The organism is Nocardiopsis sp. N85 (assembly GCF_028882275.1).
In the GTDB taxonomy this organism is placed as follows: Bacteria; Actinomycetota; Actinomycetes; order Streptosporangiales; family Streptosporangiaceae; genus Nocardiopsis; species Nocardiopsis lambiniae.
On record NZ_JARBUT010000008.1, the window covers coordinates 40,422 to 56,625 of the forward strand.

Consider the following 16,204-nt stretch of genomic DNA (forward strand, 5'->3'; position numbering starts at 1 on the left):
CCCCCGCGTCCCGAACCGGAACACCGGAACCGTCACCCTCACCGGAACGAAGCGGATCGCCGTACCCACCGGCCACGTCCGCGTCCCGGGCCGGCTCACCGGCGGGACGCGGATCGACACCGGTGTCCCAGGCCGCGTCGGCGCGCGAGGAGGTGCTCTCGGCACCCCACCCGGAGGTGGGAGCGTCCTCGACGCCCGACCCGCCACGCTCGTCGAGGCGGGCGGACCGTTCTGACTCCCACGGTGCGTCGCCGACGATGGGGCGCGGCTCGGCATCGGCCTCCCAGCCGCCGGCCGCGGGAGCGGCCGTGTCCCAGGCCCGCTCGATACCGGGACCGTCGTGTTCGTCGGCGAGGGCCGGCGGCTCCGAGGTCCACGGAGAGTCGACGGCACCGGGGAAGGCACCGTGGGCACCGCGCTCACCGCCGTACGGCGCCTCACCCGTGTCCCAGGGCTCGGCGGCCACAGCGGCACCGGAGGCGTCGGGGTCGGGGTCGGCGTCCGCCCTCGGGGAGGTCTCATCGGCGCCCCACCCGGAAGCGAGGTCCGACGGGTCCGAGCCCCAGGCCGGATCCGAGCGAGGAGGAACGTCATCGCCACCGAGACCGACACGTTCGCCGGCGGTGGAGGAGGAGATGTCCGAGGTCCACGGGGAATCGCTGACGGAAGAGGCGGGAACACCGTCACGCGGGTCTTCACGGCCGGCCTCGGAGTGATCCGATCCGGTCCACAGGGGTTCGTCATCCGGGCGCAGGGCCGGGATCTCCCGGGTCCGCGGTTCGTCCCGCTCTCCGGGGATGCGGGTGAGCGGCCGGTAGGCCGCGTCGCCGGCACCCGGGTAGGACAGCGGGTTGGGCGGTTCGACGGGAGGCCCGCCCAGGGCCTCCGGGTACGGGTCCACCAGCGCGGGGCGCGACGAACTCAGGCCCGCGTACCCCCCGCTGTCCGGGAAGACCGTCTCCTCTTGCTCCGGACCTTCGAGCGGGTCCTCGTACTCCGACTGCCGCAGGTGGCGGTCCTCACTGGGCCTGAACCACGAAGCGTCACCGCCGGAATCCCGTCCGCCCCCGTTATCAGTCATGCCTCTCCCGCCGGCGCCGTGGCGCCCTCTCCCCGGTCCGCGTACGGACCCCTTACGCCGAACGGCGGCGGCACCACCCCCGCAGGGGAGGCGGACCGCCGCCGTCAGTTCACCTCAGCTACCGGTTGTACGGACCGAAGTCGTACTCCTCCAGCGGCACGGCTTCTCCCGAGCCCTGCCCGAAGGTGTACTCGCTCGGCTCCTCGTAACCGGAGACCGAGTACATCGAGGCCTTGGCCTCCTCGGTCGGCTCCACCCGGATGTTGCGGTACTGCGGAATGCCCGTACCGGCCGGGATGAGCTTACCGATGATGACGTTCTCCTTGAGGCCGAGCAGCGGGTCGCTCTTGCCGTGGATCGCGTTCTCGGTGAGCACCCGGGTGGTCTCCTGGAAGGAGGCCGCCGACAGCCAGGACTCGGTGGCGAGCGACGCCTTGGTGATACCGAGCAGCACCGGACGACCGGCCGCGGGCTGACCGCCCTCGGACACGACGCGGCGGTTGATCCGCTCGAACTTCGGCCGCTCGACCATCTCACCGGGCAGCAGCTCGGTGTCACCCGACTCCAGGATGTTCACCCGCTTGAGCATCTGGCGGACGATGATCTCGATGTGCTTGTCGTGGATGGACACACCCTGCGACTTGTACACCTCCTGGACCTCGGACACCAGGTGCTGCTGCACCGCGCGCGGACCCTGGATGCGCAGGACCTCGTGCGGGTTGATCGCGCCCTGGATCAGCTGCTCGCCGACCTTGACGTGGTCTCCCTCGCTGATGAGGAGCTGGGCGCGCATCGGGACCGGGTAGGCGATCTCGTCCGTGCCGTCGTCGGGGATGACGACGATCTTGCGGCTCTTCTCGGTGTCGTCGATCCGGATCCGACCCTCGACCTCGGAGATCGGGGCCACACCCTTGGGGATGCGGGCCTCGAAGAGCTCCTGGACACGGGGCAGACCGTGGGTGATGTCCTGACCGGCCGAACCACCCATGTGGAAGGTCCGCATGGTCAGCTGGGTACCGGGCTCACCGATGGACTGGGCCGCGATGATACCGATCGCCTCACCGACGTCCACCGGCTTGCCGGTCGCCATGGAGCGGCCGTAGCAGGTGGTGCAGACGCCGATCTTCGCCTCACAGGTCAGCGACGAGCGGATGCGCACCCGGGTGATCCCGGCGGCGATGAGCTTGTCGATGTTCTGCTCGGAGGTGTCGGAGAGCGCCTGGAGCACCGGGTCGCCGTTGGCGTCGGCGACGTCCTCGGCGAGGGTGCGGCCGAAACCGGTGTTCTCGACGTTGTGCTTGCGCACGATGACGCCGGCGGCGTTCTTCTCACCGATCTCGTGCCACAGCGAACGGTCGGTACCGCAGTCGATCTCGCGGACGATGACGTCCTGGGCGACGTCCACCAGACGACGGGTCAGGTAACCCGAGTCGGCGGTCCGCAGCGCGGTGTCGGCCAGACCCTTGCGCTGACCGTGGGTGGAGATGAAGTACTCCAGCACGGACAGGCCCTCACGGTAGGAGGACTTGATCGGACGCGGGATCGTCTCACCCTTGGTGTTGGAGACCAGACCACGGATACCCGCGATCTGACGCACCTGCATCGGGTTGCCTCGGGCGCCGGACTGGACCATCATCCACACCGGGTTGTCGGCGGGGAAGTTGTCCTCCATGTCCCTGGCGACCTCGGCCGTGGCCTGGGTCCACACCTCGGTGAGCTCGTTGCGACGCTCGTCGTCGGTGATCAGACCACGCTCGTACTCGCGCTGGATCTTGTCCGCCTTGCGGTCGTAGCCCGCGAGGATCTCCGCCTTGCGCGGAGGCGCGACGACGTCCTCGATGCCGATGGTCAGGCCGGACCGGGTGGCCCAGCGGTAACCGGCGTCCTTGAGGGCGTCCAGGGTCGTGGCGACCTGCACCTTGGGGTAGTTCTCGGCGAGGTCGTTGACCAGCACCGAGATCTGCTTCTTGCCGACCTGGTAGTTGATGTACGGGTAGTCGACCGGGGTGGTCTCGTTGAAGAGGTACCGACCCAGAGTGGTCTCCAGGGTGTACGCCTCGCCCGGCTTCCAGTCCTCCGGCGGCGTCCAGTCCTTGGGAGCCGGGGCGCCGTCCTCGATGCGCAGGCGGATCTTCGCCTGAAGGTCGAGGTCGCCCAGGTCGTAGGCCATGATCGCCTCGGCCGGACCGCGGAACGCGCGGCCTTCGCCGGCGGCCCCCGCCCGCTCCGTCGTCAGGTAGTACAGGCCGATGATCATGTCCTGGGTGGGCATGGTCACGGGCTTGCCGTCGGACGGCTTGAGGATGTTGTTGGTGGCGAGCATCAGCAGCCGCGCCTCGGCCTGGGCCTCGGCGGACAACGGCAGGTGCACGGCCATCTGGTCACCGTCGAAGTCCGCGTTGAACGCGGTGCACACGAGCGGGTGGATCTGGATGGCCTTGCCCTCGACGAGCTGCGGCTCGAAGGCCTGGATGCCCAGGCGGTGCAGCGTCGGGGCGCGGTTGAGCAGAACCGGGTGCTCGGTGATGACCTCTTCGAGGACGTCCCACACCACGGCGCGGGACCGCTCCACCATGCGCTTGGCGCTCTTGATGTTCTGCGCGTGGTTCAGGTCGACCAGGCGCTTCATCACGAACGGCTTGAACAGCTCCAGGGCCATCTGCTTGGGCAGACCGCACTGGTGCAGCTTCAGCTGCGGGCCGACGACGATGACCGAACGGCCGGAGTAGTCGACTCGCTTACCGAGCAGGTTCTGGCGGAAACGACCCTGCTTGCCCTTGAGCATGTCGGACAGCGACTTCAGCGGGCGGTTGCCGGGCCCGGTGACGGGACGGCCGCGGCGGCCGTTGTCGAACAGTGCGTCGACGGCCTCCTGGAGCATCCGCTTCTCGTTGTTGACGATGATCTCGGGCGCGCCGAGGTCGAGCAGCCGCTTGAGGCGGTTGTTCCGGTTGATGACACGGCGGTACAGGTCGTTGAGGTCGGAGGTCGCGAAGCGGCCACCGTCCAGCTGCACCATCGGACGCAGGTCCGGCGGGATGACCGGGATGCAGTCCAGCACCATGCCCATGGGGCTGTTGGTGGTGTTGAGGAACGCCGAGACGACCTTGAGCCGCTTGAGGGCGCGGGCCTTCTTCTGGCCCTTGCCCGTGCGGATGATCTCCCGGAGCCTCTCGGCCTCCACGTCCAGCTCGAAGTTGGCGAGCCGGTCCTGGATGGCCTGGGCGCCCATGCCGCCGCGGAAGTACTTCCCGAAGCGGTCCCGCATCTCGCGGTAGAGCATCTCGTCGCCCTCAAGGTCCTGGACCTTGAGGTTCTTGAACCGGTTCCAGACCTCGTCGAGGCGGTCGATCTCGCGCTGGGCGCGGTCGCGCAGCTGGCGCATCTCGCGCTCGGCGCCCTCGCGCACCTTGCGGCGCGCGTCGCCCTTGGCGCCCTGCTCCTCAAGCTCGGCCAGGTCGGCTTCGAGCTTGCGGTGCCGCTCCTCGATGGTGGAGTCGCGGCGCTGCTCCATGTGCTGCTTCTCGACCGCGATCCGCGCTTCCAGGGACTGGAGGTCGCGCTCGCGGGCCTCGGTGTCCACCCACGTGACCATGTAGGCGGCGAAGTAGATGATCTTTTCGAGATCCTTCGGCGCCAGGTCCAGCAGGTAGCCCAGGCGGGAGGGCACGCCCTTGAAGTACCAGATGTGCGTGACGGGCGCGGCCAGTTCGATGTGGCCCATCCGCTCACGGCGCACCTTGGCGCGGGTCACCTCGACGCCGCAGCGCTCACAGATGATGCCCTTGAAGCGGACGCGCTTGTACTTGCCGCAGTAGCACTCCCAGTCCCGGGTCGGGCCGAAGATCTTCTCGCAGAAGAGGCCGTCCTTCTCGGGCTTGAGGGTGCGGTAGTTGATGGTTTCGGGCTTCTTGACCTCGCCGTGCGACCACTGGCGGATGTCGTCGGCCGTGGCGAGACCGATGCGCAGCTCGTCGAAGAAGTTGACGTCGAGCACTTAATTCGTCCCCTGCTCTCGAAGAATGCGGAAGTTAGACTTCTTCGACACTGCTCGGCTCACGCCGACCCAGGTCGATTCCCAGTTCTTCCGCCGCGCGGAAGACGTCCTCGTCGCTGTCCCGCATCTCGATGGACATACCGTCACTGGACAGCACCTCCACGTTCAGACAGAGCGACTGCATCTCCTTGATGAGCACCTTGAAGGACTCAGGGATGCCCGGTTCGGGGATGTTCTCGCCCTTGACGATGGCCTCGTAGACCTTGACCCGGCCCACCACGTCGTCGGACTTGATGGTGAGCAGCTCCTGGAGGGCGTAGGCGGCGCCGTAGGCCTCCAGCGCCCAGACCTCCATCTCACCGAAGCGCTGACCGCCGAACTGCGCCTTACCGCCCAGCGGCTGCTGGGTGATCATGGAGTACGGGCCGGTGGAACGCGCGTGGATCTTGTCGTCCACGAGGTGGTGGAGCTTCAGGATGTACTTGTAGCCGACGGAGATCGGCTCGGCGAAGGGCTCACCGGTGCGGCCGTCGTACAGGCGGGCCTTACCGTCCTCGTTGATGAGGGGGTTGCCGTCCTTGTTCGGGCGGACCGACTTGATGAGACCGCTGAGCTCGTCACCGTGCAGGCCGTCGAAGACCGGCGTTGCGACCTTGGAGTCGGGCGGCACGTCGGTGGCGCCGATGGCGGCGAGCGCCTGCTGCCACTCCTCCTCGACCCCTTCGACCAGCCAGCCGTTCTTGGCCAGCCAACCGAGGTGGACCTCCAGGACCTGGCCGACGTTCATACGGCCGGGGACGCCCAGCGGGTTGAGGATGATGTCGACGGGCGTGCCGTCCTCCAGGAACGGCATGTCCTCCTGCGGGAGGATCTTGGAGATGACGCCCTTGTTGCCGTGACGGCCGGCGAGCTTGTCGCCGTCGGTGATCTTGCGCTTCTGGGCCACGTAGACGCGGACCATCTCGTTCACGCCGGGGGCGAGCTCGTCGCCCTCCTCACGGCTGAACACCTTGACGCCGATGACCTTGCCGGACTCGCCGTGCGGCACCTTCAGGGAGGTATCGCGGACCTCGCGGGCCTTCTCACCGAAGATGGCGCGCAGCAGACGCTCCTCCGGGGTCAGCTCGGTCTCGCCCTTGGGCGTGACCTTGCCGACGAGGATGTCGCCGTCGACGACCTCGGCGCCGATGCGGATGATGCCCCGGTCGTCGAGGTCGGCGAGGACCTCTTCGCTGACGTTGGGGATCTCCCGGGTGATCTCCTCCGGGCCCAGCTTGGTGTCACGGGCGTCGACCTCGTGCTCCTCGATGTGGATCGAGGAGAGGACGTCGTCCTGCACCAGGCGCTGGGAGAGGATGATGGCGTCCTCGTAGTTGTGGCCCTCCCACGACATGTAGGCCACGAGGAGGTTCTTGCCCAGCGACATCTCACCCTGGTCGGTGGACGGGCCGTCGGCCAGGACCTGGCGCGCCTCGACCCGCTGGCCCTCGGTGACGATGGGTCGCTGGTTGAAGCAGGTGCCCTGGTTGGAGCGCTGGAACTTGTGCAGACGGTAGGTCTTGCGCGTGCCGTCGTCGGCCATGACGGTGACGTAGTCGGCGGTGATGTCCTCGACGACACCGGCCTTCTCGGCGAGCACGACGTCACCGGCGTCGGTGGCGGCGCGGTACTCCATGCCGGTACCGACGAACGGGGCCTCGGCGCGCAGCAGCGGCACGGCCTGACGCTGCATGTTGGAGCCCATGAGCGCGCGGTTGGCGTCGTCGTGCTCCAGGAACGGGATCATGGCGGTGGCGACCGACACCATCTGGCGCGGCGACACGTCCATGTAGTCGACGTCGTCGGTGCCGACCTGCTCGAACTCCCCGCCCTTACGGCGGACCAGCACGCGGTCGTCGGCGAACGTGCCGTCCGGGTTCATCGGCGTGTTGGCCTGCGCGATGATGTACCGGTCCTCCTCGTCCGCGGTGAGGTAGTCGACCTGGTCGGTGATGCGACCGTCGACGACCTTGCGGTACGGGGTCTCCACGAAGCCGAACGGGTTGACCCGACCGTACGCGGCCAGCGAACCGATGAGACCGATGTTGGGACCCTCGGGGGTCTCGATCGGGCACATGCGGCCGTAGTGGGAGGGGTGCACGTCGCGGACCTCGAAGCCGGCGCGCTCACGGGAGAGACCGCCCGGACCCAGCGCCGAGAGACGGCGCTTGTGGGTCAGGCCCGCCAGCGGGTTGGTCTGGTCCATGAACTGGGACAGCTGCGAGGTGCCGAAGAACTCCTTGATGGAGGCGACGACGGGACGGATGTTGATCAGGGTCTGGGGCGTGATCGCCTCGACGTCCTGAGTGGTCATCCGCTCGCGGACGACGCGCTCCATGCGGGCCAGGCCCAGGCGGACCTGGTTCTGGATGAGCTCGCCGACGGTGCGCAGGCGGCGGTTGCCGAAGTGGTCGATGTCGTCGACCTCGATCGGCAGGACACCGAGCGGGGTGTCCCTCTCCTTCTCACCCGCGTGCAGGCGGACGAGGTACTCGATGGTGGCGACGATGTCCTCTTCGGTCAGCGTGCCCTGCGTGTAGTCGGTCTCCAGACCGAGCTTCTTGTTGATCTTGTAGCGGCCGACCTTGGCCAGGTCGTAGCGCTTGGGGTTGAAGTAGAGGTTCTCCAACAGCGCCTGGGCCGACTCCTTCGTGGGCGGCTCTCCCGGACGCAGCTTGCGGTAGATGTCCAGCAGCGCGTCGTCGGTGCCGGCGGTGGGGTCCTTCTCCAGCGTGTTGCGGATGGACTCGTACTGACCGAACCGCTCCAGGATCTGGTCGGTGGTCCAGCCCAGCGCCTTGAGCAGGACGGTGACGCCCTGCTTGCGCTTGCGGTCGATGCGGACGCCGACGAAGTCGCGCTTGTCGACCTCGAACTCCAGCCAGGCGCCGCGGGACGGGATGACCTTGCAGCCGAACAGGTCCTTGTCCGTGGTCTTGTCGACGGACCTGTCGAAGTAGACACCCGGGGAGCGGACCAGCTGGGACACCACGACACGCTCGGTGCCGTTGATGATGAAGGTGCCCTTGTCGGTCATGAGCGGGAAGTCGCCCATGAAGACCGTCTGGCTCTTGATCTCACCCGTGTCGTTGTTGATGAACTCCGCGGTGACGAACATCGGCGCGGAGTAGGTGGCGTCCCGCTCCTTGCATTCGTCGACCGTGTTCTTGGGCGGCTCGAAGCGGTGGTCACGGAACGACAGGGACATCGTGCCCGAGAAGTCCTCGATCGGGCTGATCTCCTCGAAGATCTCTTCGAGACCGGACTGCTCCGTAACGTCCTTGCGGCCAGCGTTCCGGGCCGCGTCGACCCGGGCCTTCCACTTGTCGTTGCCCAGCAGCCAGTCGAACGACTCGGTCTGCAGGGCAAGCAGGTTCGGAACCTCAAGGGGTTCCTGGATACGGGCGAAGGAAACGCGGTGCGGACCAAGGGCGTTAGCGGAGGCGTTGCGCGAGGCTGCCAACAGGGGTCCTTCCGAAGGCTTGTGGCGGTTGAAGCGCGCACGCCAGACGATCCGTCACGAGAAGGACCGCCGCAACGCGGTTGAGACGGTCACATCGAGCGGGAACGGGTGCCTTGTCCAGACGAAACGGGCTGGTCGGCAGCCGGTCACCGGCACAGGGATCACCAAAGGGCAGCGCAAAAGAGCAGTGTAGCCGAACACCACACCGCTGTCCACTCATGGTCCACAGCGCAACTCACGACACCGGCAGGATCACCTGTGGAAGGCGATCCGTCAACCCCTACGCGGGGGCGATCCGTCCGGTGGACTGCGCTCTCGCCCTGGCCCCTGGGGGGTTTGTGAGCCATCGGACATCCGGAAGGATTCCCCCGGGGCGGGCGGGTAAACACTCGCCCCCGAGCCGCTCAAGATTCCCGGCACCGGAGATTACCGTGTTCCGGGGACGATCCGCATCCGCGGCCCCGACCTCCGAACGGTCCGCCCCCGAGCCCGCACAAGCTTCGCACACGTCCCGGCGTGATCGGTGTCGGACACGGGGCCGATCAGGGAAAAGCCACGACGGGGCCGAGGGGCCTCCCACCGGGCCTTTCGGCCCCCACCGGCCCCTGGGGACACGAAAGCGGCCGCCCCTCCCCCGAAGGGAGCGGACGGCCGCGAGCGCAGTCGACGGGCCTCAGGGACCCGCCTGAGGACTACTTGAGGGTGACGGTGGCGCCGGCGCCTTCGAGAGCGGCCTTGGCCTTCTCCGCGGTCTCCTTGTTGACGCCTTCGAGCAGCGCCTTCGGAGCGTTGTCGACGAGGTCCTTGGCCTCCTTGAGGCCCAGGCTCGTGAGGCCGCGGACCTCCTTGATGACCTGGATCTTCTTGTCGCCGGCGGCCTCCAGGACGACGTCGAACTCGTCCTTCTCCTCCTCCTCGGCGGCGGCGCCGCCACCGGCACCCGGGGCGGCGGCGACGACGGCGGCCGGAGCGGCGGCGGTGACGTCGAACTTGTCCTCGAAGAGCTTCACGAACTCGGACAGTTCGAGGAGGGTCATCTCCTCGAACGCGGCAAGCAGGTCCTCGTTGTTGAGCTTCGCCATGATGCGATCTCTCTTTCTTTACGAACACGCGCGCCTGTGGGCTGCGCGTGCGAGCCAATGGCCGGGCGCCGTCGGCACCCGCCGTGGTTCACAAGGTTTAAGCGGCTTCCTCGGAACGCTTGTCCGCCAAGGCCTGTGCGAGACGCACGGTCTTGGAGGGCAGCGCCTGGAAGACGGCGGCGGCCTGGCCCTGCTTGGCCTTGAGCACGCCGGCAAGCTTCGAGAGGAGAACCTCTCGGGACTCCAGATCGGCCAGCTTGGTGACGTCCTCGGCGGTCATCGACTTACCGTCGATGATGCCGCCCTTGATCACCAGCGGCGAGTTCGCCTTGGCGAAGTCGCGCAGACCCTTGGCGGCCTCGACCACGTCACCGTGGACGAAGGCGACGGCGGACGGGCCGACGAGCAGATCATCGATCTGCGCCTCGACACCGGCCTCCTTGAGCGCCAACTTGGTCAGCGTGTTCTTCACGATGGAGAAACGCGCGTTCTGGCCGAGGCTACGGCGCAGCTCGGTGAGCTGAGCCACAGTGAGCCCCCGGTATTCGGTCAGCACGGCACCGCTGGACTCACGGAACTCCTCCGAGAGCGCGGCGACCGCGGCTGCCTTGTCCGGCCTCGCCATGGGACTCCTTCCAACATTGAACGCCGGTTGATTCCCAAGGACCCGCACAAAGGGCGTCAGCACGAGAAAAGCCCCGATGCGCCAGGCGCACGGGGCAGGTCCGCGTATCCGACTCCGAGCGCGCGGGGCGCGATGGAGCGGTACGGGAAAGCTCTTGTGACACCTGCGCGGGCGCCCATCGTGGATGGATCCTTAGGTCACCCGTTCGGGTGACGACCAGCGGTCTTCGGCAAGACACCATCATACCCGAGTCACGGGCCGCTCTAACCCTGCCCGGCGCATCCCCCGGTGACGGCGCTCACCCACCCGGACGGGGAACCATCCGGGGTTCGGCCCCATCCCAGGGGTGGCTGTTTAAAAAGTCGGGAATGTCCGCTTTTCGTGAGACCATCCCCGAGATCGAGCACACCCCGCTCCCTGGTGCTCGTCCCCCTTGAAAGAAAGTAGAACAAGCACCGTGAAGACCCGCGTCCCGGCCCTGTTCAGCGCCGGGGTCCTGGCCCTGTCCCTCACCGCCTGCGGCTCCGAAGAGGCCCCCGAGGAGGTCGCCGAGGTCGCCGAGGCCGCCGAAGAGGAGAAGGGCGGTGGCCTCTTCGACCTGCTGAGCAACCTGGGCGAGAGCACCGCCGAGGTCACGAACTACACCCTCGACATCTCCATGGCGATGCCCGACCCCGACCTCGGTGAGATCGAGGTCGACATGACCTACGAGATCATGGACGACCCGCAGGCCACCCAGGTCACCATGGTGATGCCGTCCATCGGCGAGGTGCTGGCCGAGCTGGCGGCCCTCGGCGGTGCCGCCCCGGACCTCAGCGCGGAGGAGCTGGGCACCACCATCATCATCCTGCCGCCCGAGGGCGAGAGCCTGATCTCCAACCACAACGGTCTCCAGGATGTCGACACCCCGTGGGCCCGCGGCCTGGACGACGCCGGGCAGCTCGCCCCCGAGGACCTGTTCGACCTGTCCACCTTCCCCGACATGGTGGGGGCCTTCGCCGAGGTCGACCAGATCGAGGAGACCGGATCCGAGGACGTCGACGGCGTCGCCACCACCGTGGTCGAGGGCACCCTGACCCAGGAGGACGTCGACGCCATGGACGCCGAGTCCAAGAGCGCCGTCCTGGACTTCCTCGGCGGTGACCTGGCGGGGGCCGTCGACGTCTCCATCTGGATCGCCGAGGACGGCTTCCCGATGCGCATGCACCTGGCGGACGACGAGATGGACATGGAGCTGGAGTTCTCCTCCATCGGCACCACCTCGTTCGAGATCCCGGCCGAGGACCAGATCAGCGACCTGTAGTCGCCCGGGGCCCCTCCCCGAGGGGTGCCCGGCGGGCCCTCACGGCCCCGAACACGACGACGGCCCCCGGATCCGCCAGGATCCGGGGGCCGTTCGCGTCAGGAGGACCGTCAGGCGTCGAGCGGGATGCTCGGGCCCATGGACGTGCTGACCACGGCCTTCTTGATGTAGCGGCCCTTGGCGGCGGACGGCTTGAGACGGGTCACCTCGTCGATGGCGGCCTGGAAGTTCTCCAGGAGCTGCTCCTCGGTGAAGGAGGCCTTGCCGATGATGAAGTGCAGGTTCGCGTGGCGGTCCACGCGGAACTCGATCTTGCCGCCCTTGATGTCGGTGACGGCCTTGGCCACGTCGGGGGTGACCGTGCCCGTCTTGGGGTTCGGCATCAGGCCGCGCGGACCCAGGACGCGGCCGAGACGACCGACCTTGCCCATGAGGTCCGGGGTGGCGACGACGGCGTCGAAGTCGGTGAAGCCCTTGGCGACCTTCTCGATCATCTCGTCGTCGCCGATGATGTCGGCGCCGGCGGCGAGAGCCTGCTCGGCACGCTCACCGGTGGCGAAGACCAGGACCCGGGCGGTCTTACCGGTGCCGTTCGGCAGGTTCACGGTGCCGCGGACCATCTGGTCGGCCTTGCGCGGGTCGACGCCCAGGCGCATGGCGACCTCGACGGTCGCGTCGAACTTGGTGTTGGAGGTCTCCTTGGCCAGCTTCACGGCCTCGGCCGGGCTGTAGAGCTTCTCGCGGTCCACCAGCTCGCTGGCTTTGCGGTGGTTCTTGCTGCGCTTCACGCTGTTCTCCTCAAGGGAACGTGTGGTCTGTGGGCCAGCGCCGGGCCCTGCCACGTTTTCGGTTCTGCTCTGAGCTGTCGAGCGGCCCTCGCCCCGACCCGGAGGGGTCGGCGCACGGTGAGGGGCTACTTGACCTCGATGCCCATCGAGCGGGCGGTGCCGGCGACGATCTTGGCCGCGGCCTCGATGTCGTCGGTGTTGAGGTCGGGCAGCTTGGTCTGCGCGATCTCGCGGACCTGCTCGGCGGTGATGGAACCGGCCGTGCTGCGACCCGGGTCGGTGGCGGCCTTGTCCAGGCCGGCGGCCTTGAGGATCAGCTTCGGCGCCGGCGGCGTCTTCGTGACGAAGGTGAAGGACCGGTCCTCGTAGATCGAGATCTCGACCGGGATCACGTTGCCGCGCTGGGACTCCGTGGCAGCGTTGTACTGCTTGCAGAAGTCCATGATGTTGACGCCGTGCGGACCGAGTGCGGTACCGACGGGCGGAGCCGGGGTGGCCTGACCGGCGGGGAGCTGCACCTTGACGAGTGCGGCCAGTTTCTTCTTCGGAGGCATATCGGGTCCTTTGCCTGATCTGCGTTGTGTACCGGTCCCTGTCCTCCCGGGGTACCAGGGGACCGGGAACGGCCGTGGGAACCACCGCGATGGGAGGAACGGCGCCGGCGCGCGAGGCGCCGGGCGACGGCCCGCCGGGACCGGGCGGGCCGGGCGTGCCCCACCGGAGGCAGGGCACGCGAGTGGGTCCGCACGAGGCGGACCCACCAAGTCTACGCCGCCCGGGCGAGTACCCGGGCGCGGTCACCGGATCAGATCTTGGCGACCTGGTTGAACGACAGCTCGACCGGGGTCTCGCGACCGAAGATCGACACCAGCACCTTGAGCTTCTGGGTGTCGGGGTTGATCTCGCTCACGGTGGCCGGCAGGGTCGCGAACGGACCCTCCATGACCGTGACGGACTCGCCGACCTCGTAGGCGACGTCGGAGCGGATCTCGATACCGCCGGCCTTGGCCTTCTGGGCCTGCTCCGGCTCCTCCTCCGGCTCGGGGGCGAGGAGCTTGGCGACCTCGGTCAGGCTCAGCGGGGCCGGCTTGTTGGATAGGCCGACGAACCCGGTGACGCCGGGGGTGTTGCGGATGGCCGACCAGGACTCGTCGGTGAGGTCCATGCGGACGAGCACGTAACCGGGCAGGACCTTCTCGGTGACCTGCTGGCGCTTACCGCTCTTGACCTCGGTGACCTGGTGCTCGGGAACCTCGACCTGGAAGATGTACTCCTCCATGTTGAGGGACTGGGTGCGGCTCTCGACGTTGGCCTTGACCCGCTTCTCGTACCCGGCGTAGGTGTGCACGACGTACCAGTCGCCGGGCAGCAGGAACAGCTCGTTCTTGAACTCCTCGACGGGGTCCGGGCGCGGGGCCTCCTCGGCCTCCTCCTCGGACTCGTCCGCGTCACCGGGCGACTCGGCTTCGTCATCGCCGGTCGGCTCGGCTTCGTCGAGGTCGGCCTGCGCGGCCTCCTCGGACGGCTCGCCCGCCAGGCCGGTCGTTTCCGCCGACGTCTGACCCGGCTCCTCTTCGTGGAAGTCGTCATTGGTCGGTGGGGACTCGGACACGGCTGCTGCTCTTTCTCTCGTCGGGTGCGCTGCGCGGCCCCTCACTCGGTTCCGCCCAGCGGTTCTCGATGCGCTGCGCCGGGACCGGAACACCACGAAGGCGCCCGGTTAACGGGCCCGGTCATGTCAGCTTAAGCTCTCCCGGCGCGACGCGGGACCAACGCGCGCACGGGCGAGGCCGCGTCCCGGTGGTGCGGAACGCGGCCTGTGCGATCGGTGACCCCTTCCGGGGACGCCCGGAACGTTCGGTCTAGAAGCCCTCGGGGGTGCCGAAGGTGCCGTACAACCAGGTGACGGCCTCGCCGAAACCCCAGTCGATGAGGGAGATGTAGGACAGGACCATGATCACGAAGACCAGGACCACGATGGTGTAGGTGACCAGTTCGCGACGCGTCGGCCAGCGGACCTTGCGCAGCTCGCCGACGACCTGCTTGGTGAACGTCACCGGACCGGTACGGCGCGCGGGCTCCCTGTCGGGCTTGGCGTCGGCGTCAGTCTGAGTCACCTGGGGTCCTTAGGGTCGCGGGGTGTCCCCGAGTAGCAGGAGAGCCCGTTCGCGCGACGCGGCGACCGGATGAGCCGCCACGCCGCGCGAACGGTCGTGCAGGGCAGGAGGGACTCGAACCCCCAACCGCCGGTTTTGGAGACCGGTGCTCTGCCAATTGAGCCACTGCCCTAAGCGGAAACCGCGTTCCCACCATAGCCGGTCGGTGACGGGTGCGCACACCGCCGGTGCGTAACACCTGGGCCACGACCGGCCGACGCGAGGCAGTCTACGGGTTCATCCCCGCGGAGCCAAACCGTTTCGCCCTTCCACGCCCTCGGAAAAGGCACTTCGTCCGGATCACGTGAGCCTTCCCACCCGCCACGGGCCGATCCGCGCATGACACCATGGAAGGCATGACCAACCGACCCCGTGTCTCTGCACGCATCAGCGCCATCTCCGAGTCCGCAACCCTCGCCGTGGACGCCAAGGCCAAGGCCATGAAGGCGGAGGGCCGTCCCGTCATCGGCTTCGGCGCGGGGGAACCGGACTTCCCGACTCCGGACTACATCGTCGAGGCGGCCATCGCCGCCGCCGGTGAGCCCAGGTACCACCGCTACACCCCGGCCGGCGGCCTGCCCGAGCTGAAGAAGGCGATCGCCGAGAAGACCGCCCGCGACTCCGGCTACCAGGTCGAGCCCGCCCAGGTCCTGGTGACCAACGGCGGCAAGCAGGCCATCTACGAGGCGTTCGCCGCCCTGCTGGACCCGGGCGACGAGGTCATCGTCATCGCCCCGTACTGGACCACCTACCCCGAGTCGATCAAGCTCGCGGGCGGTGTGCCGGTGTACGTGGTCACGGACGAGACCACCGGCTACCTGGCGGACGTCGAACAGCTGGAGGCGGCGCGCACCGAGCGCACCAAGGTCCTGCTGTTCGTCTCCCCGTCCAACCCGACCGGCGCCGTGTACCCGCGTGAGCAGGTGCGCGCCATCGGGCAGTGGGCGAACGAGCACGGCCTGTGGGTGCTCACCGACGAGATCTACGAGCACCTGGTCTACGGGGACGCCGAGTTCTCCTCGCTGCCGGTCGAGGTTCCCGAGATCGCCGACCGCACCGTCATCGTCAACGGCGTCGCCAAGACGTACGCGATGACCGGTTGGCGCGTGGGGTGGCTCATCGGCCCGAAGGACGTCGTCAAGGCCGCGAGCAACCTTCAGTCGCACGCCACCTCCAACGTCGCCAACGTGTCCCAGGCCGCCGCGATCGCCGCGGTCTCCGGCGACCTGACGGCCGTCGAGGAGATGAAGAAGGCGTTCGACCGCCGCCGCAAGACCATCGTGCGGATGCTCAACGAGATCGACGGCGTCCTCTGCCCCGAGCCGCAGGGCGCGTTCTACGCCTACCCGTCGGTCAAGGGCGTGCTGGGCAAGGAGATCCGCGGCCGCCGTCCGCGGGACTCCGCCGAGCTGGCCGAGCTGATCCTGGAAGAGGCCGAGGTCGCGGTGGTCCCGGGCGAGGCCTTCGGCACCCCGGGTTACCTGCGCCTGTCCTACGCGCTGGGTGACGAGGACCTGGCCGAGGGCGTCAGCCGCATCCAGAAGCTGCTGGCCGAGGCCAAGTAGCGGGAGACCGGCCACGAGGGGCGCGTCCGGGAGGTTCCGGACGCGCCCCGTCGTGTGTTCAGGACCATCATCGAAATACGATGATCGGACACCACCGGGCCCACC

The 16,204-nt window shown here is 68.1% G+C and carries 11 protein-coding genes and 1 tRNA gene; 2 read left to right on the forward strand and 10 right to left on the reverse strand.

What is annotated here, in order from left to right:
* From PWG71_RS13145 to rplJ, 5 genes are all read right to left on the reverse strand, one after another.
* A partial coding sequence (locus tag PWG71_RS13145) for a hypothetical protein (RefSeq protein ID WP_446725019.1) occupies positions 1–1,081 on the reverse strand: 1,081 nt, incomplete at its 3' end.
* Between the two features lie 118 nt (positions 1,082–1,199).
* A complete protein-coding gene (locus PWG71_RS13150) occupies positions 1,200–5,078 on the reverse strand; it encodes a DNA-directed RNA polymerase subunit beta' (RefSeq protein ID WP_274809983.1) in 3,879 nt (1,292 codons plus the stop codon).
* A 34-nt stretch (positions 5,079–5,112) separates the two neighbouring features.
* Positions 5,113–8,580, reverse strand: coding sequence for a DNA-directed RNA polymerase subunit beta (gene rpoB / locus PWG71_RS13155; protein ID WP_274809984.1), 3,468 nt, complete (start codon positions 8,578–8,580; stop codon positions 5,113–5,115).
* A gap of 692 nt (positions 8,581–9,272) precedes the next feature.
* The gene (gene rplL / locus PWG71_RS13160; protein ID WP_274809985.1) at positions 9,273–9,662 is read right to left on the reverse strand and encodes a 50S ribosomal protein L7/L12; all 390 of its coding nucleotides are present in this window, start codon (positions 9,660–9,662) and stop codon (positions 9,273–9,275) included.
* 97 nt (positions 9,663–9,759) lie between these two features.
* Positions 9,760–10,287, reverse strand: coding sequence for a 50S ribosomal protein L10 (gene rplJ / locus PWG71_RS13165; RefSeq protein WP_274809986.1), 528 nt, complete (start codon positions 10,285–10,287; stop codon positions 9,760–9,762).
* Positions 10,288–10,744: 457 nt separating this feature from the next.
* Between rplJ and PWG71_RS13170 the strand changes: the two genes are divergently transcribed.
* Positions 10,745–11,590 (forward strand): hypothetical protein, encoded by an 846-nt coding sequence (locus tag PWG71_RS13170; RefSeq protein WP_274809987.1) that lies wholly within the window; start codon positions 10,745–10,747, stop codon positions 11,588–11,590.
* Positions 11,591–11,700: 110 nt separating this feature from the next.
* On the opposite strand, the gene rplA is transcribed toward PWG71_RS13170, so the two are convergent.
* From rplA to PWG71_RS13195, 5 genes are all read right to left on the reverse strand, one after another.
* A complete protein-coding gene (gene rplA / locus PWG71_RS13175) occupies positions 11,701–12,378 on the reverse strand; it encodes a 50S ribosomal protein L1 (RefSeq protein ID WP_274809988.1) in 678 nt (225 codons plus the stop codon).
* Between the two features lie 125 nt (positions 12,379–12,503).
* Positions 12,504–12,932: a 50S ribosomal protein L11 gene (gene rplK / locus PWG71_RS13180; protein ID WP_220563411.1), complete on the reverse strand. Its 429-nt coding sequence runs from the start codon at positions 12,930–12,932 to the stop codon at positions 12,504–12,506.
* 251 nt (positions 12,933–13,183) lie between these two features.
* Positions 13,184–13,990 (reverse strand): transcription termination/antitermination protein NusG, encoded by an 807-nt coding sequence (gene nusG / locus PWG71_RS13185; RefSeq protein WP_274809989.1) that lies wholly within the window; start codon positions 13,988–13,990, stop codon positions 13,184–13,186.
* A gap of 250 nt (positions 13,991–14,240) precedes the next feature.
* Positions 14,241–14,495 (reverse strand): preprotein translocase subunit SecE, encoded by a 255-nt coding sequence (gene secE, locus PWG71_RS13190; protein WP_274809990.1) that lies wholly within the window; start codon positions 14,493–14,495, stop codon positions 14,241–14,243.
* 99 nt (positions 14,496–14,594) lie between these two features.
* Positions 14,595–14,667: transfer RNA gene (locus PWG71_RS13195), tRNA-Trp, on the reverse strand.
* Between the two features lie 223 nt (positions 14,668–14,890).
* Here PWG71_RS13195 and PWG71_RS13200 point away from each other — a divergent pair.
* Positions 14,891–16,099 (forward strand): pyridoxal phosphate-dependent aminotransferase, encoded by a 1,209-nt coding sequence (locus tag PWG71_RS13200; protein WP_274809991.1) that lies wholly within the window; start codon positions 14,891–14,893, stop codon positions 16,097–16,099.
* Positions 16,100–16,204: the final 105 nt, after the last annotated feature.

Excerpts from the sequence above, each read along its gene's own strand:
- rplJ (WP_274809986.1), bottom strand. The coding sequence starts at position 10,287 with ATGGCGAGGCCGGACAAGGCAGCCGCGGTCGCCGCGCTCTCGGAGGAG.
- rplK (WP_220563411.1), bottom strand. The coding sequence starts at position 12,932 with ATGCCTCCGAAGAAGAAACTGGCCGCACTCGTCAAGGTGCAGCTCCCC.
- rplL (WP_274809985.1), bottom strand. The coding sequence starts at position 9,662 with ATGGCGAAGCTCAACAACGAGGACCTGCTTGCCGCGTTCGAGGAGATG.
- PWG71_RS13200 (WP_274809991.1), top strand. The coding sequence starts at position 14,891 with ATGACCAACCGACCCCGTGTCTCTGCACGCATCAGCGCCATCTCCGAG.